General features: G+C 72.2%; 20 protein-coding genes. 6 read left to right on the plus strand and 14 right to left on the minus strand.

From position 1 onward, the window contains the following. Window positions 1-8: 8 nt before the first annotated feature. Complete coding sequence (locus ACRAKI_RS03720; RefSeq protein WP_447005644.1) at window positions 9-980, plus strand: NAD(P)/FAD-dependent oxidoreductase; 972 nt, start codon at window positions 9-11, stop codon at window positions 978-980. Here ACRAKI_RS03720 and ACRAKI_RS03725 read toward each other — a convergent pair. The 8 genes from ACRAKI_RS03725 to ACRAKI_RS03760 form a co-directional block, all read right to left on the minus strand. Further along, window positions 977-1,405, minus strand: coding sequence for a L,D-transpeptidase (locus ACRAKI_RS03725; protein WP_447005645.1), 429 nt, complete (start codon window positions 1,403-1,405; stop codon window positions 977-979). The genes ACRAKI_RS03720 and ACRAKI_RS03725 overlap by 4 nt on opposite strands. Window positions 1,406-1,462: 57 nt before the next feature. Then, entirely contained in the window at window positions 1,463-1,825 is a 363-nt protein-coding gene (locus tag ACRAKI_RS03730; RefSeq protein ID WP_447005646.1) for a L,D-transpeptidase, read from the minus strand. Between the two features lie 358 nt (window positions 1,826-2,183). Next, window positions 2,184-2,951: a S1 family peptidase gene (locus ACRAKI_RS03735; RefSeq protein WP_447005647.1), complete on the minus strand. Its 768-nt coding sequence runs from the start codon at window positions 2,949-2,951 to the stop codon at window positions 2,184-2,186. A 156-nt stretch (window positions 2,952-3,107) separates the two neighbouring features. Further along, window positions 3,108-4,163 (minus strand): class II fructose-bisphosphatase, encoded by a 1,056-nt coding sequence (gene glpX, locus ACRAKI_RS03740; protein ID WP_447005648.1) that lies wholly within the window; start codon window positions 4,161-4,163, stop codon window positions 3,108-3,110. A 48-nt stretch (window positions 4,164-4,211) separates the two neighbouring features. Then, window positions 4,212-4,421: an exodeoxyribonuclease VII small subunit gene (locus ACRAKI_RS03745; RefSeq protein WP_053719410.1), complete on the minus strand. Its 210-nt coding sequence runs from the start codon at window positions 4,419-4,421 to the stop codon at window positions 4,212-4,214. Then, window positions 4,418-4,825, minus strand: coding sequence for a sugar ABC transporter substrate-binding protein (locus tag ACRAKI_RS03750; RefSeq protein WP_447005649.1), 408 nt, complete (start codon window positions 4,823-4,825; stop codon window positions 4,418-4,420). The genes ACRAKI_RS03745 and ACRAKI_RS03750 overlap by 4 nt, the downstream gene beginning before the upstream one ends. Next, complete coding sequence (xseA, locus tag ACRAKI_RS03755; protein ID WP_447005650.1) at window positions 4,806-6,110, minus strand: exodeoxyribonuclease VII large subunit; 1,305 nt, start codon at window positions 6,108-6,110, stop codon at window positions 4,806-4,808. The genes ACRAKI_RS03750 and xseA overlap by 20 nt, the downstream gene beginning before the upstream one ends. After that, complete coding sequence (locus tag ACRAKI_RS03760; RefSeq protein WP_447005651.1) at window positions 6,107-6,592, minus strand: lipid droplet-associated protein; 486 nt, start codon at window positions 6,590-6,592, stop codon at window positions 6,107-6,109. Before ACRAKI_RS03760 ends, xseA begins: the two co-directional genes overlap by 4 nt. Window positions 6,593-6,677: 85 nt before the next feature. Between ACRAKI_RS03760 and ACRAKI_RS03765 the strand changes: the two genes are divergently transcribed. Beyond that, entirely contained in the window at window positions 6,678-7,622 is a 945-nt protein-coding gene (locus tag ACRAKI_RS03765) for a 4-hydroxy-3-methylbut-2-enyl diphosphate reductase (protein WP_447005652.1), read from the plus strand. Window positions 7,623-7,706: 84 nt separating this feature from the next. Here the strand turns inward: ACRAKI_RS03765 and ACRAKI_RS03770 are convergent, their stop codons facing one another. Both ACRAKI_RS03770 and ACRAKI_RS03775 read right to left on the minus strand, forming a co-directional pair. Next, window positions 7,707-7,913 carry a DUF397 domain-containing protein gene (locus ACRAKI_RS03770; RefSeq protein WP_447005653.1) on the minus strand — a complete coding sequence of 69 codons (207 nt, stop codon included), beginning with the start codon at window positions 7,911-7,913 and terminating at the stop codon, window positions 7,707-7,709. Continuing rightward, complete coding sequence (locus ACRAKI_RS03775) at window positions 7,910-8,773, minus strand: helix-turn-helix domain-containing protein (RefSeq protein WP_447005654.1); 864 nt, start codon at window positions 8,771-8,773, stop codon at window positions 7,910-7,912. The genes ACRAKI_RS03770 and ACRAKI_RS03775 overlap by 4 nt, the downstream gene beginning before the upstream one ends. 145 nt (window positions 8,774-8,918) lie before the next feature. On the opposite strand from ACRAKI_RS03775, the gene ACRAKI_RS03780 reads away from it, so the two are divergent. Continuing rightward, the gene (locus ACRAKI_RS03780; protein WP_447005655.1) at window positions 8,919-9,398 is read left to right on the plus strand and encodes a hypothetical protein; all 480 of its coding nucleotides are present in this window, start codon (window positions 8,919-8,921) and stop codon (window positions 9,396-9,398) included. Window positions 9,399-9,604: 206 nt separating this feature from the next. Beyond that, the gene (locus ACRAKI_RS03785; RefSeq protein ID WP_447005656.1) at window positions 9,605-11,503 is read left to right on the plus strand and encodes an ABC transporter ATP-binding protein; all 1,899 of its coding nucleotides are present in this window, start codon (window positions 9,605-9,607) and stop codon (window positions 11,501-11,503) included. 66 nt (window positions 11,504-11,569) lie between these two features. On the opposite strand, the gene ACRAKI_RS03790 is transcribed toward ACRAKI_RS03785, so the two are convergent. Both ACRAKI_RS03790 and ACRAKI_RS03795 read right to left on the minus strand, forming a co-directional pair. Next, window positions 11,570-14,449 (minus strand): AAA family ATPase, encoded by a 2,880-nt coding sequence (locus tag ACRAKI_RS03790; protein WP_447005657.1) that lies wholly within the window; start codon window positions 14,447-14,449, stop codon window positions 11,570-11,572. Next, entirely contained in the window at window positions 14,446-15,588 is a 1,143-nt protein-coding gene (locus tag ACRAKI_RS03795; protein WP_447005658.1) for a metallophosphoesterase family protein, read from the minus strand. The genes ACRAKI_RS03790 and ACRAKI_RS03795 overlap by 4 nt, the downstream gene beginning before the upstream one ends. Window positions 15,589-15,703: 115 nt before the next feature. Between ACRAKI_RS03795 and ACRAKI_RS03800 the strand changes: the two genes are divergently transcribed. Further along, complete coding sequence (locus ACRAKI_RS03800; RefSeq protein ID WP_447005659.1) at window positions 15,704-16,642, plus strand: DNA recombination protein RmuC; 939 nt, start codon at window positions 15,704-15,706, stop codon at window positions 16,640-16,642. 37 nt (window positions 16,643-16,679) lie between these two features. Beyond that, the gene (locus ACRAKI_RS03805) at window positions 16,680-17,474 is read left to right on the plus strand and encodes a DUF6542 domain-containing protein (protein WP_447005660.1); all 795 of its coding nucleotides are present in this window, start codon (window positions 16,680-16,682) and stop codon (window positions 17,472-17,474) included. 27 nt (window positions 17,475-17,501) lie between these two features. On the opposite strand, the gene ACRAKI_RS03810 is transcribed toward ACRAKI_RS03805, so the two are convergent. Then, window positions 17,502-17,999: a methylated-DNA--[protein]-cysteine S-methyltransferase gene (locus tag ACRAKI_RS03810; protein ID WP_447005661.1), complete on the minus strand. Its 498-nt coding sequence runs from the start codon at window positions 17,997-17,999 to the stop codon at window positions 17,502-17,504. Next, window positions 17,996-19,264, minus strand: coding sequence for a DNA-3-methyladenine glycosylase 2 family protein (locus ACRAKI_RS03815; protein WP_447005662.1), 1,269 nt, complete (start codon window positions 19,262-19,264; stop codon window positions 17,996-17,998). Before ACRAKI_RS03815 ends, ACRAKI_RS03810 begins: the two co-directional genes overlap by 4 nt. Window positions 19,265-19,271: the final 7 nt, after the last annotated feature.

Below are 19,271 nucleotides of genomic sequence, written 5' to 3' on the forward strand. Positions count from 1 at the left end.
GTCGACACATGGAGCTTGAGGTCGACCTGCTCATCGTCGGTGCGGGCCCTACGGGCTTGTTCGGGGCGTATTACGCGGGGTTCCGGGACCTGTCGGTGGCGGTCGTCGACGCGCTGCCCGAGGCGGGCGGCCAGATCACCGCGATGTACCCGGAGAAGATGATCTTCGACGTGGCCGGGTTCCCGGCGATCCGCGGCCGGGAGCTGGTGACGGCGCTCGTGCAGCAGGCCGACCAGTGGAAGCCGACCTACCTGCTCGGCCGCCAGGCCCGCACGCTGTCCGATGTGGACGGCCGGCTGGAGGTCGGCCTGGCCGACGGCGGCGTGGTGCGCGCCGGCGCGGTGCTCATCACGGCCGGCATCGGCGAGTTCCGCCCGCGTCCGCTGCCCGCGGGCGACGGGTGGCTGGACCGGGGCATGGTGCACTTCGTGCCCAAGCTGAGCGTGCACACCGGCCAGGACGTGGTGGTCGTCGGCGGCGGCGACTCGGCGTTCGACTGGGCGCTCGCGCTGCACCCGATCGCGGCCAGCGTCACGGTCGTGCACCGCCGCGCGACGTTCCGCGCCCACCCGCCGACCGTGCGGCAGGTGCGGGACCTCGGCGTGGAGATCATCACCGACGCCGAGGTGCTGGAGCTGCGCGGCGACCCGGACCTGGCCGAGGTGGAGCTGGGCATCAAGGGCGGCGACCGCAAGGTGCTGCCCGCGCAGGCGGTCGTCGCGGCCCTCGGCTTCACCGCCGACCTGGGGCCGATCGAGACGTGGGGCGTGGAGCTGGACCACCGGGCGGTGCTGGTGGACACCACCATGCGCACCGCCCGGGACCGCGTCTACGCGGCGGGCGACGTGGCCCAGTACCCCGGCAAGGTCAAGCTCATCGCCACCGGGTTCGGCGAGGCGGCGACGGCGGTCAACAACATCGCCGTGCTGCTCAACCCGGAGGCCCACCTGTTCCCGGGGCACTCCAGCAACGCGAGTTAGGGCACTACCTGGACCTGCTCGCCGACGAACAGGTTGTCGAAGAACGTCACGGCCGCGTCGTGCGACAGGTGCACGCAGCCGTGCGACAACTCCGTCAGGCTGCCCTCGTGGAACGCGATGCCGCTGGTGGTGAAGTACACCGAGTACGGCATGGGCGCGTTGTAGGGCACGCTCCAGTCGTCACGGACCTTCCGCAGGACGGGGAACGTGCCGACCGGTGTCTCGTAGCCGGGCTTGCCGTGCGTCACCGGGACGGGGCCGTAGCTCGCGTTGCCCTGGTAGACGAGCCAGGCCTGGTTGGTGGACAGCTTCAGGCACGCCCCGTCCGTGATGGAGCAGGGTGTGCCGGTCGAAGCGCTGACGGGTGCCGCGAGGCCTAACAGCAGGGCGGACGCGGCGAGGACGGTGCCGAACGTCTTCTTCATCGCGAATCACTCCTCGCCCCCCGGTTACCCGATCGTGGAGTGATTCACCCCATCCAGTTACGCGACGACCTGAACCTGGTCACCGACCCGCAGGGTGTCGAAGTACCGCGACGCCGCCTCGCGGGACAGGTGGATGCACCCGTGCGACTGCTCGGTGAGGCTGCCCTCGTGGAACGCGATGCCGCTGCGGGTGAAGTACGTCGAGAACGGCATCGGCCCGTCGTAGGGGATGCTCCAGTCGTCGCGGACCTTCCACAGCACCGGGAAGTAGCCCACGGGCGTCTCGTAGCCGGGCCGGCCGGACGTGGTCGGCACCGGGCCGTAGCCGATCCGGCCCCCGCTGATCAGCCAGGACTGGTTGGTCGAGAGCTGGACGCACGCGCCCTCGGTGATGTCGCACGGCGTGCCCGGCACGGTCATCGGAGGGGGCGGCGGCGCGGGCTGCGGCTCCGGTGACTTCGACGTGGGTTCCGCTGCGGGCTCGGGTTCCGGCGTCGGCGCGGCAGGAGGTGAGGCCGAAGGTGGAGCTACAGGCGAAGAAGACGACGTCGTGGGCGACGGAGCCGGTCCCGCCGCCTGGTCCGACGTTCCGCAGGCCGTGGCCAGGAAAGCGATTGCCACCAGTGCTGTCCGACGCATTGCGCACCCCCAGGATCATGCTGTTCCGACCCTGGAGACGCTGTCCGCGAGCGCCGGGTTGTCGCCCGCCCGGTAACGAATCGATCAGGGCCGCCCCACCCGGAAGCGGGACGGCCCTTCGAGCGGTTGGGCTGACGGCCTAGACCGCGCCCGCGTACTGGCTGATCCACGAGCGGAACGCCGGCACGTCCATGTAGATCGACGGGCCGGTGGCGCAGGTGGAGCTGCTGTTGCCCGCGCGGCTGGTGGCGCCGATCAGCTGCCACGTGCCGTTCACGGACTTGACCTGCGGGCCGCCCGAGTCGCCGTAGCAGGCACCCGAGTTGCCGTTCGGGTTGTTCGTGCAGATCTCCACCGAGCCGTAGATGCCCAGGCAGCGGCTGTCCGCCACGATGGACGTGTTCAGCTCCTGCAACGTGACCGGCGCGCCACAGCCGCCACGCGGGGCGCAGGTCTGGCCCCACCCGATGATGCGGGTGGCGGTGCCGGCCGCACCGGACGTCGACGCCACCGAGATCGGCGTCTGGCCCACCGACGTGGACAGGCGCACCAGCGCGATGTCGTACGACGAGTGGGTGATGACCTGAGCGCCGGTCGCGACCGTGCCGCCGCTGGTGCGGTTGGTCGTGCCGATGCGCGCCCGGATGGAGGACGCCGAACGGCCCTGCACGCAGTGCTTGGCCGTGACGACCCAGTTGGACTTGATCAGCGAGCCGCCGCAGAAGTGGCTGCCCGTGGTGCTCTGCAGGGACACCATGAACGAGTAGGTCTGCGTCGCGTTGCCGCCACCCACGATGAACGGGGTGATGTCGCCGTCCGCCGCCGGGGCCGCCGCCGCCCCGGCCGCCGTGGCGAAAGCAGCTCCTACCGCCACCGCGAAGGCGGTGAACAGGGTACGAACCTTCATCGCTTCCTCTCCGTCCCCGGCGCAGGGATGCTCGGGGACGGATCGGAAACTAGGGATGGTCGCCCGTCGACCACCACAGCCGATCGGCCGGTAACCCGAGGTTGACCGTTGACAGCGATGCGTGGCAAGCGGACTACGGACAGCGAACGGGCCGGACTACGGCAGCGGCGGCAGGGCGTCCTCGCCGGTCGGCGGGATGTCGAAGTCCACCGACGAGTACTCGCGCAGCTTGGTCAGCCGGTGGAAGCCGTCGATCATCCGGACCGTGCCCGACTTCGACCGCATCACGATCGACTGGGTCGTGCAGCCGCCGGCCCGGTAGTGCACGCCGCGCACCAGGTCACCGTCCGTGACGCCGGTCGCGCAGAAGAACACGTTGTCACCGCGCACCAGGTCGTCGGTCAGCAGCACGCGGTTCAGGTCGTGGCCCGCGTCCAGCGCCCTCTGCCGCTCGTCGTCGTCCTTCGGCCACAGCTTCGCCTGGATCGAGCCGCCCATGCACTTCAGCGCCGCCGCCGCGATGATGCCCTCCGGCGTGCCGCCGATGCCGACGAGCATGTCGATGCCGGTGTTCGGGCGGGCCGCCGAGATCGCGCCCGCCACGTCGCCGTCGGAGATGAAGTGGATCCGTGCGCCCGCCGCGCGCACGTCCCGCACCAGCGTCTCGTGCCGCGGCCGGTCCAGGATGCACACCGTCACGTCGGACACGTCGCTGTGCTTGGCCTTCGCCACCCGGCGGACGTTCTCCGCGATCGGCGCGGTGATGTCGATGACGTCCGCCGCCTCCGGGCCGGTCGCCAGCTTCTCCATGTAGAACACGGCGGACGGGTCGAACATGGCGCCGCGCTCGGCCACCGCCAGCACCGCCAAGGCGTTCGGCATGCCCTTGGCCATCAGCGTGGTGCCGTCGATCGGGTCGACCGCGACATCGCAGTCGGCGCCCTCGCCGTTGCCGACCTCCTCGCCGTTGAACAGCATGGGCGCCTCGTCCTTCTCGCCCTCGCCGATCACCACGACGCCGCGCATGGTGACGGTGCCGATCAGCTTGCGCATGGCGTCCACCGCCGCGCCGTCGCCGCCGTTCTTGTCGCCGCGGCCGACCCAGCGCCCGGCGGCCATCGCGGCGGCCTCGGTGACCCGGACGAGTTCCAGCGCGAGGTTGCGGTCGGGTGCCTCGCGGCGGCGCTCGGACGGGCTGCTGCCTGTGACCATGACGTTCCTCCTGCGATTACCGGCCGGTAGACCAATCCTCGCACGACGTCACGCCTCGGCCACGTCCTCCTCGGTCACACTGAGTGCTTGATCGATCCGCTCCCGGGCGCCCGCGAGCTGTCGTTCGCAGGTCTTCGCCAGGGCCTCGCCGCGTTCCCACAGCGCCAGCGACTCCTCCAGCGACAGGCCGCCCGCCTCCAGCCTGCGGACCACCTCCACCAACTCGTCCCTGGCCTGCTCGTAGCCCGGCTCGCTCACGTGGACAACTTCCCCAATCGGTTCTGGACGTGCACCACGACGGTCGCGACCGCCTGGTCGTAGCCGATGAACGCCTCGGCGAACTCGGCGCCGTCACCCTCTCGCACCGCGTCGTCGATCCGGTGCTCGGCCGCGGTGACGCGCCTGCGGTGGACCGAGCCGCGGCCCAGCCACCACGTCGTCCCGGCGTAGCCGGAGGTGGCCTCGGACAGGTCGTGCAACCGGTCGACCAGCGTCCGCCCGCTCGACTCGCAGCCGGCGACCAGCGACAGCCAGCAGTCGGCGGCGGCCCGGTCCGCGGACTCGGCCCTGCCGCGCACCGCGAGGGCGCCTTCGTCGTCCGCTCTTCCCGCGGCGGCCATCGTCAAGGGCAGGAACGTGGGCTCACGTGCCGGATTCGGCACCACCGCCTCCTTCCACCGCCGGATCGCCGTCCTCTGTCGGATCACCGACATCGCTGGTCACTAGCGCGTGCACGGCGCCGTCGGCCACGCGCACCCTCAGCCGGGTGCCTGCGGGAGCCTGGGACGTCGACCGGAGCACGCCGTCGACCCCGTCGGGGGTCACGAGCTGCACCACCGCGTACCCGCGCGCCAGCGTGGCCGCAGGCCCGAGGGTCGTCAAGCGCGCCGTGGTGGCGATCAGCCCGGACGTCTCCGAGTCGAGGCGGTTCCGCACCGCGCGACGGGCCCGTTCACGCAACCGGTCGATGTCCTCCGCGCGCCGGTCCAGCGGACCGTGCGGGTCGGAAAGCGCAGGTCGGGTGCGCAGTGCGGCGAGCAGCTTGCGTTCCCGGTCGACCCAGCCGTGCAGCGCGCGGCGGCTGCGGTCGCGCAGTTGGCGGATCCGCTCGCCCTCCTCCGCCACGTCCGGAACCACCCGTTTGCCGGCATCGGTCGGCGTGGAGCAGCGGACGTCCGCCACGTAGTCCACCAACGGCGTGTCCGGCTCGTGCCCGATCGCCGACAGCACCGGCGTGCGGCACTGCGACACCGCCCGGCACAGCGCCTCGTCGGAGAACGGCAGCAGGTCCTCCACGCTGCCGCCGCCGCGGGCCAGCACGATGACGTCCACTTCGGAGTCGCGGTCCAGGGTCGACAGCGCGGTGAGGATCTGCGGTACGGCCAACGCCCCTTGCACCGCAACGGTGATCACGCGGAACCGCGCGCCCGGCCAGCGGGCGTGCGCGTTGGTCAGCACGTCCCGCTCGGCGGCCGACGCACGTCCCGTGATGAGGCCGATCTTGTTCGGCAGGAACGGCGGTGTGCGCTTGCGGCGCGGGTCGAACAGGCCTTCGGCGTTGAGCAGCTTGCGGAGGCGTTCGATCCGGGCCAGCAACTCGCCGATGCCGACCTGCCGGATCTCGTCCACCCGCAGGCTCAGCGTGCCGCGGTTGGGGAAGAAGTTCGGCTTGCCGTGCACCACGACCCGGCTGCCCTCGGTCAGCTGCAGCTCGCGCACCATCGCGACCGGCGCGGTCAGCTGCATCGACATGTCCACCGACGGGTCGCGCAGGGTGAGGAACGCGGTCGACGTGCCCGGTCGCGCGCTCAGCTGGGTGACCTGGCCCTCGACCCACACGTCGCCGAGCCGGTTGATCCAGTCGAAGATCTTGCGCGCGACCGTCCGCACCGGCCAAGGGTGCTCGGGGCTGGACTTCTCCGCAGCGGTCGGCTTCTCCGAGTTCACCGGTTCTCGAGGTTCGCGATGCGACGGGTGAGCATCCCGGTGAACTCGGGGCGGGCGGCGTGCGTGCGCTCGTGCGCCAGCAGCTGCTCCAAGTCCTCCGCGCTCAACGTCCGCAGACGGGCCCTGAGCTGCGCCAACGACAGCTCGTCGTAGTTCGGCAGCGCGGCGGGCGGCTCGGCGGCCAGCGCCTGCTCCTCCTCGGCCCACGGGTCGTCGGCGCGCACGGGCGGCGTCTCGGGCTCGTCCTCGTCGAAGGTGGCCCACTCGGGTTCCGGCTCCGACTGCTGGAGCACGGCCAGCACCTCGTCGCCCCTGATTGCGAGTTCCGTCACCTCCTGCTGGATCCGCATCGACAGCCGCATGGCCTCGCTGATGACGGTGACCGGCAGGCCCGCGAGTTGCATCGGAAGCTTCCGGACCTGCTCGACGGCGGTGACCGCCAGTCCCGCGGCGAGGCGGACGGTCAGCGGCAGTGGCTTCATGCCTACAGCCTGCCGCAGTCGGAGGTCCTATGCCTACATTCGGCACGCCGTACGCTGAGAGCGGCCACGCCGTACCCTGGGCGCCATGGACAAGCGAGTGCTCCTGGCGAAGCCGCGCGGCTACTGCGCAGGCGTGGATCGTGCGGTCGTGACCGTGGAGAAGGCGTTGGAGCAGTACGGCGCCCCGGTCTACGTGCGCAAGGAGATCGTCCACAACAAGCACGTCGTGGAGACGCTGTCGCGCCGCGGCGCGATCTTCGTGGACGAGACCGACGAGGTCCCCGAGGGCGCGCTCGTCGTCTTCTCGGCGCACGGCGTGTCGCCCGCGGTGCACGAGGAGGCCGAGGCGCGGCAGCTCCGCACGATCGACGCCACGTGCCCGCTGGTGACGAAGGTCCACAACGAGGCGAAGCGGTTCGCCCGTGAGGACTACGACATCCTGCTCATCGGCCACGAAGGACACGAAGAGGTCGAGGGCACCTACGGCGAGGCGCCGGAGCACATCCAGCTCGTGGACACCGCGGAGGACGTCGACAAGGTCGTCGTGCGCGACCCGTCCAAGGTGATCTGGCTGTCCCAGACGACGTTGTCGGTGGACGAGACGATGGTGCGGGTGCGTCAGCTCCAGGACCGGTTCCCGGACCTCCAGGAGCCGCCGTCGGACGACATCTGCTACGCCACGTCCAACCGGCAGACCGCGGTGAAGACCATGGCGCCAGAGTGCGACCTGGTGCTGGTGGTCGGGTCGAAGAACTCGTCCAACTCGGTGCGGCTGGTCGAGGTGGCGCTCCAGGCCGGGGCGCGGGCGTCGTACCTGATCGACTACGCGAACGAGGTCGACCTGGCGTGGCTGGAGGGCGTGACCACGGTCGGTGTGACGTCGGGCGCGTCGGTGCCGGACATCCTGGTGATGGAGCTGCTGGAGTTCCTGGCCGAGCACGGCTACGGGAACGTCGAGGAGATCACCACGGCGAACGAGAAGATCGCCTTCGCCCTGCCGCGCGAACTGCGCAAGGACATGGTCCGCTAGGACGGTCGACCAGGACGGTTTACTTACGGGAAGCGCCCCACGCCGGTGTTCTGCGGCGGGGGGCGCTTCGTGGTTCTGCCGTCGTCACGCCGTGCCGTCGAACCCGCCGTTCTTGGCGGCGGTGACGAACGCGGCCACCGTGCCGGGCGCGAACGCCAGGATCGGGCTGTCGTCGCCCAGTTTGCTGTCCCGGACGCCGACCGACGCCGTCGAGTCGCCGGCGCCGATCTCGACGCACTCGCCGCTCGTTGCCGATCGGGATGACTTCCGCCATGACCAGGTGGTGGTCAACTCAACTCCTCTCGAACCTCGTGGATCATCGACGCCGACTCCGATTCGGGGAGCGCCAGCTCCAGCAGCCGATCTACAACGGCGGCGTACTCGTCGATCTCCTCAGTATCGTCCCGGTAGCGACCGCCGATTCGATCTTCGACGTAGACGACGCCCGGATCGCGTTCGATGGGGAACTCCAGCATCGTGAACGACCCGTGCAGAGCCGGGTGCACGCCGACGCTGTAGGGCAGCACCCTGACCGTGATGTTCGGCTGCTTGGTGGCGACGAGCAGATGGTCGAGTTGTCGAACGAGCACATCCGAGCCGCCGATTCGCCGGCGCAGGACAGCTTCGTCGATCACCGTGACCAACTCCAGCGGCGACTCATCCCGTTCGAGTGCGCCTTGTCGCCGCATCCGCAGGTCGAGTTGGCGCTGGACATCGTCGTCGGACGAACCAGGGTCGTGGCCGCGGAACAAGGCCTCGGCGTACGGCTCGCACTGCAACAGGCCGGTCGGTGTCATCGCGCTGTAGGACACGATGCGGCTCGCACCCTGTTCCAAGCCGAGGTAGAGGTCGAAGCCCGGTGGGAGGGTCATCGACTCGTCCCACTCGAAGACGGGAGCGGCGGTGCGAGCCTGCAAGATCAGCTCGCGGAAGCCGGAGACCAGGTCGTCCGCGCCGTAGAACGGCAACAGCAGCTCGACGTCGGTCAGCTTCGGCAGGTTCCGGCCCGATTCGAAGTGCGTGATGCGGGACTTCGACGTGTCCAGCCGCTTCCCGGCGTCGAGCTGGCTCTTGCCCGCGTTCTCGCGGAGGCGTCGCAGCTCGAACGCGATGTAGCGGCGGAGCACCGTGGGCGTGGTCGAGAGCGCCACGAGAAATCCCTTCACCCGATCGTAGGTCTAGACAGTAGTCGGTTACACGGTAACGTCACACATAGCGTTGAGTGACGATGTAACCGCGCTGAGCAAGATTCGCACACTAGGGGTTGATCAGGTGAGCTGGGTGCCGGAAGGCGTTGTGACGAGTCTCGGACTGAAGCTGGAGACCGGGGTTCCGGTGCGCTTGCGCGGAAGGCTGGACAAGACGGCGTTCCTGACGTTGGGCGACGCGATCGAGATCGTCCTCGCCCGGGAGCACGTGGAGGCGTTGCGGGAGCAGACCGCGACCGCGTTGGGTGACATGGCGCGGGTCGAGGCGGCGGAGACGCTGGTCTTCGGCACCTTCGACGCCGGGGTGCAGGCGCGGACGGCGGGTGAACGGGCGTTGGCTCAAGTCGAGGCGGCGGAGCGCGCGGGGGCCACCGAGCAGGCCGAGTGGGCACGCCGGGCGGCGCGGGCCGCGATCGAGGCGGCCGAGCAGGCCGAGCAAGCCGTACGAGTCGCGGGCGTGGCGATGGACTCCGCCGAGGAAGCCGCCGACGAGGCCGCGCGGGCGGCCGATGCGGCGATAGCTGCCGGGTGGATCACGGGGAAGAGCGAGGAGCCTGCGTTGACCTGAAGACGACAGTCGGCGCAGGTCGGCTCCGCTCGATCGGGCGGACGCGCCCGGCGGGTATCACGTGTCGGCTGACAGGGGTCCTCGCCCAGGGGACACCTGCTCTCATTCTGCCGGCGGGGTACGACAGTGTCGGGACCGGCGACGGCTGAGCTGCGCTGACGGTGAAAGCGGTTGGCGGGGTCGGGGCGTTCGCGTTTGCTGGGTGGATGAGCGTTGGAGCGACGAGCACCGTGCTGATCGGGGTGGAGAACGTCGCCACCCCCAAGTGGGCCCGTCGTCGGGGTGGGACGTCCGTCAGCCTCGGCAAGGCGCTGCGGAGCCTGCCGTCGGCCGTGTCGATGGTGGTGCGGCTCGCCTGGCGCACCTCGCCCCGGCTGACCGTGCTGGCGGGCGTGGTGCACGTGCTGTCCGGCTGCGTCACCGCGTTCGGGCTGCTCGCCACGGCCGACGTGTTCTCCGCCCTGCTACGCGAAGGCCCCACCCCGCAGCGGATCACCGAAGCCCTGCCCGCGCTGGCGGTCGTGGTGGCGTCGTTCGTGGTCCGGGCGTTGCTCGACACGGCGGTCGCGGCGGTCGAGAGCTCGTTGCGGCCCAGGGTCACCCGTGAGGCCAACGACGAGGTGACGGCGGTCCTCGTGCGCGCGTCGCTGCTCGCGTTCGAGGACGCGGACTTCCGCGAACTGGCCCGGCAGGGCGGTCGGCGCGGGGTCCGCTCGCTGGAGAGCAGCCTGCGCTACCTGGCGGACCTGGTGTCCGGCGGCATCTCGCTGATCGCCGCCGTGGTGACGGTAGGCCTGCTCGACCCGTGGCTCGCCCCCGCCCTGATGCTGGCCGCGTTCGCGAACGCCTGGGCGTCGGCGCGGGCGTCGAAGCTGCGGTACGAGCACTTCCTGGACTCCGTCACCCGCAACACCCGCAAGGGCGTGGTCGAGGAGGTCGCCACCCACCGCGACTTCGCCCTCGAACGGCACGCCCTGACGTTGCAGGAACGCCTGCTCGGCGAGCACCGGCGCATCGCGGACAGCCTGGTGGTGGACGAGATCCGGATGGCCCACCGGACGAACCTCGTGCGGCTGACCGGGCGCGCGTTGGCCGGTGTCGGCACCGCCATCGCCTACGTCGTGCTCGGTGTCCTGCTGCACACCGGCGGCATGGAGCTGGCGCTCGCGGGCACGGCGGTGCTGGCCATGCGCACCGGGTTCTCGTCGCTGGCGTCCACGACCCGGGCGGTGAACTCGCTGTACGAGGACTCGTTCTACATCGACTTCTACCGGAAGCTGCTGGTGGAGGGCGCGGAACGGGCGCAGGGCAGCTCACCGGTCACGGCGCCGGCCGACCCGTCCCGGATCACGCTGACCGACGTCTCCTTCACCTACCCGGGTGCTCCCAAGCCCGCGCTGCGCGAGGTGAACCTGACCGTGGCCAAGGGCGAGGTCGTCGCGCTGGTCGGGGAGAACGGGTCGGGCAAGACCACCCTCGGCAAGGTCCTCACCGGCCTGTTCCCGGCCTCGTCGGGCACCGTCGCGTGGGACGGCGTGGACCTGGCGACGGCGGACCCGCACTCGGTGCACTCGTCCATCGCGGTGATCGCGCAGGACCCGGCGCAGTGGCCGATGACCGCGCGGCACAACGTGACGGTCGGCCGGCTGGAACGCGACGACGAGGACGCGTGGCGGGAGGCGGTGGCGAAATCCGGCGCGGACGAGGTGCTGGCGTCACTGCCCGCCGGGCCGGACACGGTGCTGTCGCGGCAGTTCAACGACGGGCAGGACCTGTCCGGCGGGCAGTGGCAGCGGATGGGCATCGCGCGCGGCATGTACCGCGACGCGGCGGTGCTGGTGGCGGACGAGCCGACGGCCGCGCTGGACGCCAAGGCCGAGGCGCGCGTGTTCGAGGGCCTGCGGCAGGCGACCGCGCGGCGCACCACGATCCTGGTGACGCACCGGCTGGCGAACATCCGCAACGCCGACCGGATCGTCGTGCTCGACCGCGGTCGGATCGCGGAGCAGGGCACGCACGAGCAGCTGATGGCGTTGCGCGGCCACTACTTCGAGCTGTTCGAGCTCCAGGCGTCCGCGTACCGGGGCGGGCTGCTCGCGACCTAGGCCGGCCCGACGACCACGACGAGACGGCCTGGCCGGTGAGCACGCCACCGGCCAGGCCGGCACGGATCAGGCCGTCAGTTCCAGCGACGAACCCTCACGGGCCTTGCGGACGCGCAGCCTGGTCGGGATGCGCTGCCGCAGCTCCTCCACGTGCGAGACGAGGCCGACGACCCGGCCGCCGGCGCGCAGTTCGTCCAACGTGGTCATCACCAGTTCCAGGGTCTCGGCGTCGAGCGTGCCGAAGCCCTCGTCGATGAACAGCGTGTCCAGCACGGCGCCCGCCGCGACCACGTCCGCCAGACCCAGCGCCAGCGCCAGCGACGCCAGGAACGACTCGCCGCCGGACAGCGTCTTCGCCGGCCGCTGCTGCCCCGAGTAGTCGTCCACGACGTCCAGCCCCAGACCGCCCCTCGTGCCGCGCGGACCGGCTTCGATCGAGTGGACGAACCGGTAGCGGCCCTGGCTCATGCGTTCCAGGCGCGTGCTCGCGGCCACCGCCACCTCCTCCAGCCGGGCGGCCAGCACGTAGGTGCGCAGGGTCATGCTCTTGGAGTTCTGGCCCTGGCCGTTGATCACGTCGGTCAGCGCGTCCAGCTCGGCGTACTCGGCCTCCACCGGTTCCAGCCGCAACCACGCGGCCCTGAGCTGTTCGGCCAGCGCGGCGGCGCGGAGGGCCCTCGTGCGGGCGTTGGTCCACGCCGTGGTGGCCTCCGTCGCCAGTTCCGTCGCCCGGCGGAACCGCTCCTCCGTGCCCGTCACGTCGACCTCGGTGTCCGGGTCGACGTCGGGCAGCTCGGCCAGCGTGCTCTCGGCGGCGGTCCTGGTCTTCTCGACGTCGCGGATCCGGGTCTCCAACCCGGCGACGGCGGCGGCCGGGCGTGCGGCGGCCAGGGCGTCCGCCACGTCGGCGAACCCGGCGTCCGACGCCAGGCGCGCCACTTCGAGGCGCTGGTCGGCCAGGCGTTCCTCGTGCTCGGCCACGGCGGCACGCCGCGTCGCCAACGCGGTCAGCGCGTCGGCCAGGTCGCTGAGGTGCGCCCGGCGCGTGACCACGTCCGGGAAGTCGCCGCGCGCCTCCTCCAGCCGCGCGCCCCGCTCTTCGACGGCTTCCGCGAGCTGCGTGCGCTGGGTGCGCGCCTCGGTCAGCTGGCGTTCCAGCCTGCTGCGCTGGTCAAGCGCGCGCTGCACGTTGTTCTCCAGCTCCGCCAGCGCGGCCTGCCTGCTCTCCAGCTGCTCGGCCAACGCCACGACGGACCGGTGTTCGCGTTCCAGCTCGGCCGGCGGCCGGTCGCCCAGCTGCTCGCGCAGCAACCCCAGCCGCGCTTCGAGCCCCTGCGCCTCGTGCTCGGCGCGCTGCCGCACGTCGAGCGCGCGCTGATCCTCTTCGGCGGCGCGCTCCTCGTGGGCGGCCGTCACCGAACCCAGCATCGGCTGCGCGGGCGACGGGTGCTCGGCCGAACCGCACACCGGGCACTCGTGGCCCGCGCGCAGCTGCCCCGCCAGCTCGACGGCCATGCCGTCCAGCCGTTCCCGGCGGATCCGCAGCAGCGTCTCGCGGGCCTTCTGCTGCGCGTCCACCGCGACCCGCCGCGCGTCGTCCGCCTCCCGGAACGCCCGCTCGACGCGGGGCAGCTCGGCCGCGGCGGCGGCCAGACCGGACACCTGCGCCAGCCGCGCGGCGGCCTCGGCCGACTCCTCGACGTCGGTCTTCGCGCGGGCCAGCTTGGCCGGCACCTCGTCCAGCTGGGTGACCAGCGCGGCCAGCTGCCGCGACGTGGCGGCCACGTCCTTGTCCAGCTGCGCGATCCGCCGCTGGTCGACGTGCTGCCGCTCGGCCTCGGCCGCCAGACCGGTCAGGCTGCCGGCTTCCTCGCGCAGGCGCTCACCGTCGCCGCGCAGGTCGGTGCCCCGGTAGCCGAGCACTTCCACCGCGCCGGCCGCGGCGACCTCGTGGGCGACGGCGGCGGCCAGCTCGCGTTCGAGCTTCACCGCCCGTTCCTGCGCGGGCACCACGACGGCGGCCTGACGTGCCGCGTCACGTTCGGCGATCCACGCCCGCAGGCTCGGCTCCACCTCGGCGTACCGGTCGAGGTTCCGCCGCGCCTGCCGCACCCGCAGCACCCGGTCGTGCCGCGCCCGCGCCTCCTGCCAGTCCTTCTCGGCGCCGGCCCGCACGGCGCCCGCCTCGGCCGCCAGCTGGTCGGCGTCGCGCTCGGCCTCGTCCAGCCGCTTGAGCAGGGAGCTCAGCCACTCCTGGTCGCCGCCTGCCTCCGGCGGCTCCTCGTGCGCGGCCTCGGCGACCCGCTGCACCAGGTCCCGGTGCGCCAGCCCGAGCTGGTCGACCTCCCGCTTGCACTCCTTGCGCCGCTCGCGGAACCACTTCTCCACGTCCAGGAAGCGTTCGGTGCCGAACAGCTTCTCCAGCAGCTTCTCGCGCTCGGCCGTCTCCGCGCGCAGGAACCTGGCGAACTCGCCCTGCGGCAGCAGCACCACCTGGAAGAACTGCTCGGCCGTCATCCCGAGCAGCCCCTCGACCTCGCGGGCCACGTCGTCGATGCGGCTGTGGCCCTCGCCGGTCCAGCCGCTGATCCACGTCAGCGACACCTGGGCCTGCTGCCGGGTCGCGCCGTCACCGCGCTTCTTCGGCCGCTCGTACTCGGGGCTCCGCTTGATCCGGAACCGCCGGCCGCGCACGGTCAGCTCGAGGTCGACGTACGTCGGGGTGTCGCGGTGGGCGTAGTCGCAGCGCAGCCGCTTCACGTCGCCGCGCGCGCCGGGCACCTTGCCGAACAGCGCGAACGCCACCGCGTCCAGCAGCGTCGTCTTGCCCGCGCCCGTGTCGCCGTGCAGGAGGAACAGGCCGTCCGCGCCGAGGACGTCGAAGTCGACCTCCTCGTGCCGCGCGTACGGGCCGAACCCGCTGACCGCCAACCGGTGCAGCTTCACGCCTCACCCTCCCGGGCAGCCGCCGCGAACGCCTCGCGCAGCAGGTCCAGCTCACGCGGACCCGGCACGTCGCCGCGCACGTCCTCGATGAAGCAGCAGGCGATCTCCTCGTCGGTGCGCCCGCGGACCCGCTCGGCGAACCGCAGCTCGCCCGTCCGCCCGCCCTCCGGCCGCCACTCCACGTGCACCGCGTGCGGGAACCGCTTCTGCAGCCGGCGCAACGCGTCCAGCGGGCGCACCCGGTCGGTCAGCGTGACGGAGAGGAAGTGGGCTTCGACCGGCTCGTGGTCCGGGTCGAGCAGCAGGTCGTCGAGCGCGCCGTTCAGCGTCGACAAGGCGCGGGGCACGGGCAGCGAACGCCGCTCCACCCCGGCGAGCCCACCGGCGTCCAGCTCGACCAGCCACACCGACTTGTCGTGGCGGGCCTCGGAGAACGAGTACGCCACCGGGCTGCCCGAGTACCGCAGGTGATCGGCCAGCGTCTGCTGCCCGTGCAGGTGGCCCAGCGCCACGTAGTCGACCCCGGCGAACACCGCGCCGGACACGTCCTGCACGCCGCCCACCGCGATCGTGCGCTCCGACTCGCACGGCTCGCCGCCCGTCACGAACGCGTGCGCCAGCACCACCGACCGCGTGCCCCGCCGGGCCGCCAGGTCGTCCCCGATCCGCCGCATCGCCTCGGTGAGCACACCGCCGTGGCCCTTGGCGTCCACGCCGAGCGCTTGCCGCGCCGTCTCCGGTTCGAGGAACGGGATCCCGTACACCGCCACCGGGCCGTGGTCGTCGGCGAACAGCACCGGCTCGTGCAACTCCGCGATCCGCGTGCGCAGGTGCAGCCCGCCGGCCTCGGTGAACGCGCCCAGGAAGCCCAGCCGGGCGGCCGAGTCGTGGTTCCCCGGCGTGATCACGATCTGGGCGCCCGCCGCGCGGATGCGCCTGAGCACGCGGGAGCACGCCGCGACCGCCTCGGCGTTGGGCACCGCCCGGTCGAACAGGTCGCCGGCGACCACGACCACGTCGATCCGCTCGTCCGACACCGCGTCCGCCAGCCCGCCCAGCACCGACTCCTGCTCCGGCAGCAGGTCCCGGCCGTGGAAGGTGCGCCCCACGTGCCAATCGGACGTGTGCAGGATCTTCACGCCGGCCACGCTAGGGCCGTGCGGGCGCGAAGCCCGGAACCCCGCTCGGCGTGTCGCTCGAACGCGTGGTCGGACGGCGTCCCGGGCGGATCCGGGGTTGCGCGATGATCGGGGGATGACAGCGGTCCTCAGCACGGCGGCGGTGGTCGTGGCGCTCCTGCTCGCAGGTGCGCTGGTGTTCCTGTGGCGGCTCTACCAGGACAGCGTGCGGCGCACGGACGCCGCGCTGGCCGCGGTGAGGTCCGAGCGGGAGCGCGGCGACGCGCAGTGGGTGGCGTTGCAGCGGTACGAGGTGGCGTTCTCGTCGGTCAGCGGTCGCGGTGAACTCGGCGAGAAGGTGCTGGTGGAGACCGCGCGGGCGCTGGGCCTGCGCGAGGGGATCCACTTCAGCCTCCAGGTCGACGTCGCCGGCGGCGGTTCGGTGCGGCCGGACCTGGTGCTGAACGTCGGTGGCGGCCGGCAGGTGCCGGTGGACGCGAAGATGAGCATGGCGACGTGGGCGGAGGCGGTGGAGACCGACAACCCGGCCGAGCGCGTCGACGCGTTGCGCGTGCACGTGCGGAACATCCGATCGCGCGCCGCGGAGCTGGCGGGCAAGGGCTACCAGCGGTGGGCGGACGCGATCTACGGGACGATCATGTTCGTGCCGAACGACGGCGCCGTGGTGGCCGCCCTGGACACCGATCCCGAGTTGCTGCGGTGGCTGCTCGACCGGCGGGTGTTCCTGTGCGGGCCGACCGGGTTCGCGGTGATCGCGTCGGCGGCGATGTTCGCGGTGACCGACCGGGCGCTGGCGGACGACGTGGAGCAGGTGCGGGCGGCTTCCTCCCGCGCCCACCGGGCCGCGGACGGCGCCATCGAAGCGGTGAACCTGTCCAGCACGCACCTCCAGCGGTTCCTGTCCGCGCGTCGGCGCGAGCTGGAGGCGTTGGAGGGGTTCCGGGCGGCGGTCGAGCCGTTGAGCCACGCGTCGTCCGACGTCACGCCGCTTCCGCTGGTGCGGCGGGCGGACGAGGCCGGCCTTGGTGCACCCTTGGACGCCCGGGAGGCGTAATAGAGTGTGTCGGGACTGAGCCGAACGAGGAGTGTGCGTGACCGCTGCAACGCGTGACGACCCGCACAGCGAGTCGGAAGACGAGCCGGTCGCCGTCCGCTGGAACGACCGCGCCATGTTCGGCAGCTTCCGCGGTCTGCCCTGGTGGGCGGCGGTGGCCATCGCGTTCGTGGTGGCGATCGTCGGCACGTGGGTGGACCTCGGCTCGGCCGAGCGGCCCGTGCCGACCGTGGGCTGGGTGTTCGCCATCACGTTCTTCATCGGGTGCGTCGGCGCGGTGGTGTTCGTCGAGCGGCGCTCGATGTTCGGCCCGATCGTGCAGCCGCCGCTGATCCTGGCGATCGTGGTGCCGCTGCTGGTGGCGGTCACGCAGGGGGTGCCCAGCGGTGGGCTGGCGTCGGTCGGGCTCAAGCTCGGCAAGCCGCTGATCGACGGGTTCCCGGCGATGGCGCTGACCACGGCGGTCACGGTGGTCATCGGGATCGTGCGGGTGATGACCCAGAAGGACCCGAACCGGCTGACGAAGGACGAGATCCGCGAGGCGAAGCGCCGGCCCGACAAGCCGCGCCGCGCCGACGGTCCGGACCGCGCGGACCGCGCCGAGAAGCCGTCGTCGGAGGACCGCCCCAAGCGCCCTCGCGGTGACCGTGCCGACCGGGGTGAGCCCGCCGCCGAGCGCCGTCGTCCGGCCGCCCCGCCCGCCGACGAGGACCGCCCGAAGCGCCCCCGGCCACCGGCTTCGGGCTCGGGCGACCGTCCCCGCCGTCCCGCGCCGCCCCGCGAGGGCGGCCGTCCCGCACGCCGTCCCCGCCCCCCGCGCGACGAGGACTGACCGGCGGTTCCGGCGTCCGCCAGGACGTCAGGACTCGTGGTCCAGGAGCCGGCGCTTGATGTCCGGGCCCCAGCGGAAGTTGCCGATCGCGCCGCCCGTCCGGATCACGCGGTGGCAGGGGACGAACAGGGTGGCGGCGTTCCGGGCGCACGCGGTGGCGGCGGCGCGGACGGCAGCCGGGCGTCCCGCCAGGAGCGCGTAGTCGGCGTAGCTGACCGGCTTGCCCGCCGGGACGGTGCGGAGGGCGTCCCACGCCTGCTGGAGGAACTCGCCCGAGCGCTGCCGGACCGGGATCTCGGTGATCGCGTCCAGGTCGCCCCCGTGGTACGCCCGGATCGCCCTCGTCACCGCGCCCAGGTCGCGGCGGGTGGTGAGGGTGGTCGGGCGCAGGGACGGGGAGATCTGGGGGAGCAGGTCGTCGGTGCTCGCGGTCCAGCCGCTGGCCAGCACGGCGCCGTCCATGGCGACGATGGCGGTGAAAGGGCTGATCGGGGTGTCGATGGTCGACACGTGGCCGGTGCTCACGCGGTCCTCCTGAGGTGCATCGCGGCGTAGGAGCGCCAAGGGCGCCACGCGGTGTTGTCGCTGGTCAAAGGGATGTCGGGGGCGCCGAGAACGCGCATCACGACGTACGAGGCGACGGACGGGCCGATGCCGGGGAACGCCGACAGCTCGTCGTGCAGCTCGTCGGCGTCACGGCCCACGTCCACCTTCAACGTGCCGTCCGCCAGTGCCCGTGCCACCGGTGAGTCGATCGCCGACGGCGCCGGGTACAGGTGCGTCACCGGGCCGTCCGGCCGCTCCAGCCGTTCACCCGGCGTGGTGTGGCCGAGCGCGCGGAGCAGGGTTTCCGCGCCGTCGACGCTGCCCGGCAGCCGCACGCCCGGCCGTGCCAGGACCGAGGGCCGCAACGTCGGGTCGGCGGACAGGAAGTCGTCCACGGCCACCGGGTCGGCGTCCAGGTCCAGCAGGCGGCGCACGCGGCTCACGGCGCTGCCCAGGTCACGCAGGTCGGTCAGCCGCAGCGAGCACGACACGTGACCCGCCGCCGGTTCCAGCCGGACGGTCGCCTGGCCGTGCGGCAGGCGCAGCGACCGCGCGTAGAGCTGGTCCGTCACGTGCTCCACACCCGGGATGGCGTTGGCGCGGAAGTAGGCGAGCAGGCCGGCGGCGTCGAACGGCGGCCGGTACGGCAGGCGGAGCGTGATGCGGCCCGCCGTGGTGGAGGCGGTCCGGGCCGAGCGCATGGTCGACGGGGTGGCCGCGAACACCGCGCGGATCGTGTCGTTGAACTGCCGCACGCTGGCGAAACCGGCGGCGAACGCGATGTCGGCGAACGACAGGTCCGTCGTTTCGATCAGCAACCTCGCGGAGTGCGCGCGGTGGGCGCGGGCCAGTGCCAGCGGGCCCGCGCCCAGTTCGGCGGTCAGGACGCGGGTCAGGTGGCGTTCCGAGTAGCCGAGCCGGGACGCCAGTCCGGGGACGCCCTCGCGCTCCACCACGCCGTCCGAGATCAGGCGCACGGCGCGCGCGGCCAGGTCCGCCCGGAGGTTCCACTCCGGTGAGCCGGGCACGGCGTCCGGCAGGCAGCGCCGGCACGCCCGGTAGCCGGCGGACTGGGCGGCGGCGGCGGTCGGGTAGAACTCGACGTTGCGGCGCTTCGGCGTCATGGCGGGGCACGACGGGCGGCAGTAGATGCGGGTGGTGCGCACCGCGAGGATGAAGCACCCGTCGAAGCGGGCGTCGCGGGCCGCGACGGCCCGGTAGGCGCGTTCGTCGTCGAGGAGCATGCCGACC

Source organism: Saccharothrix isguenensis (assembly GCF_052936305.1).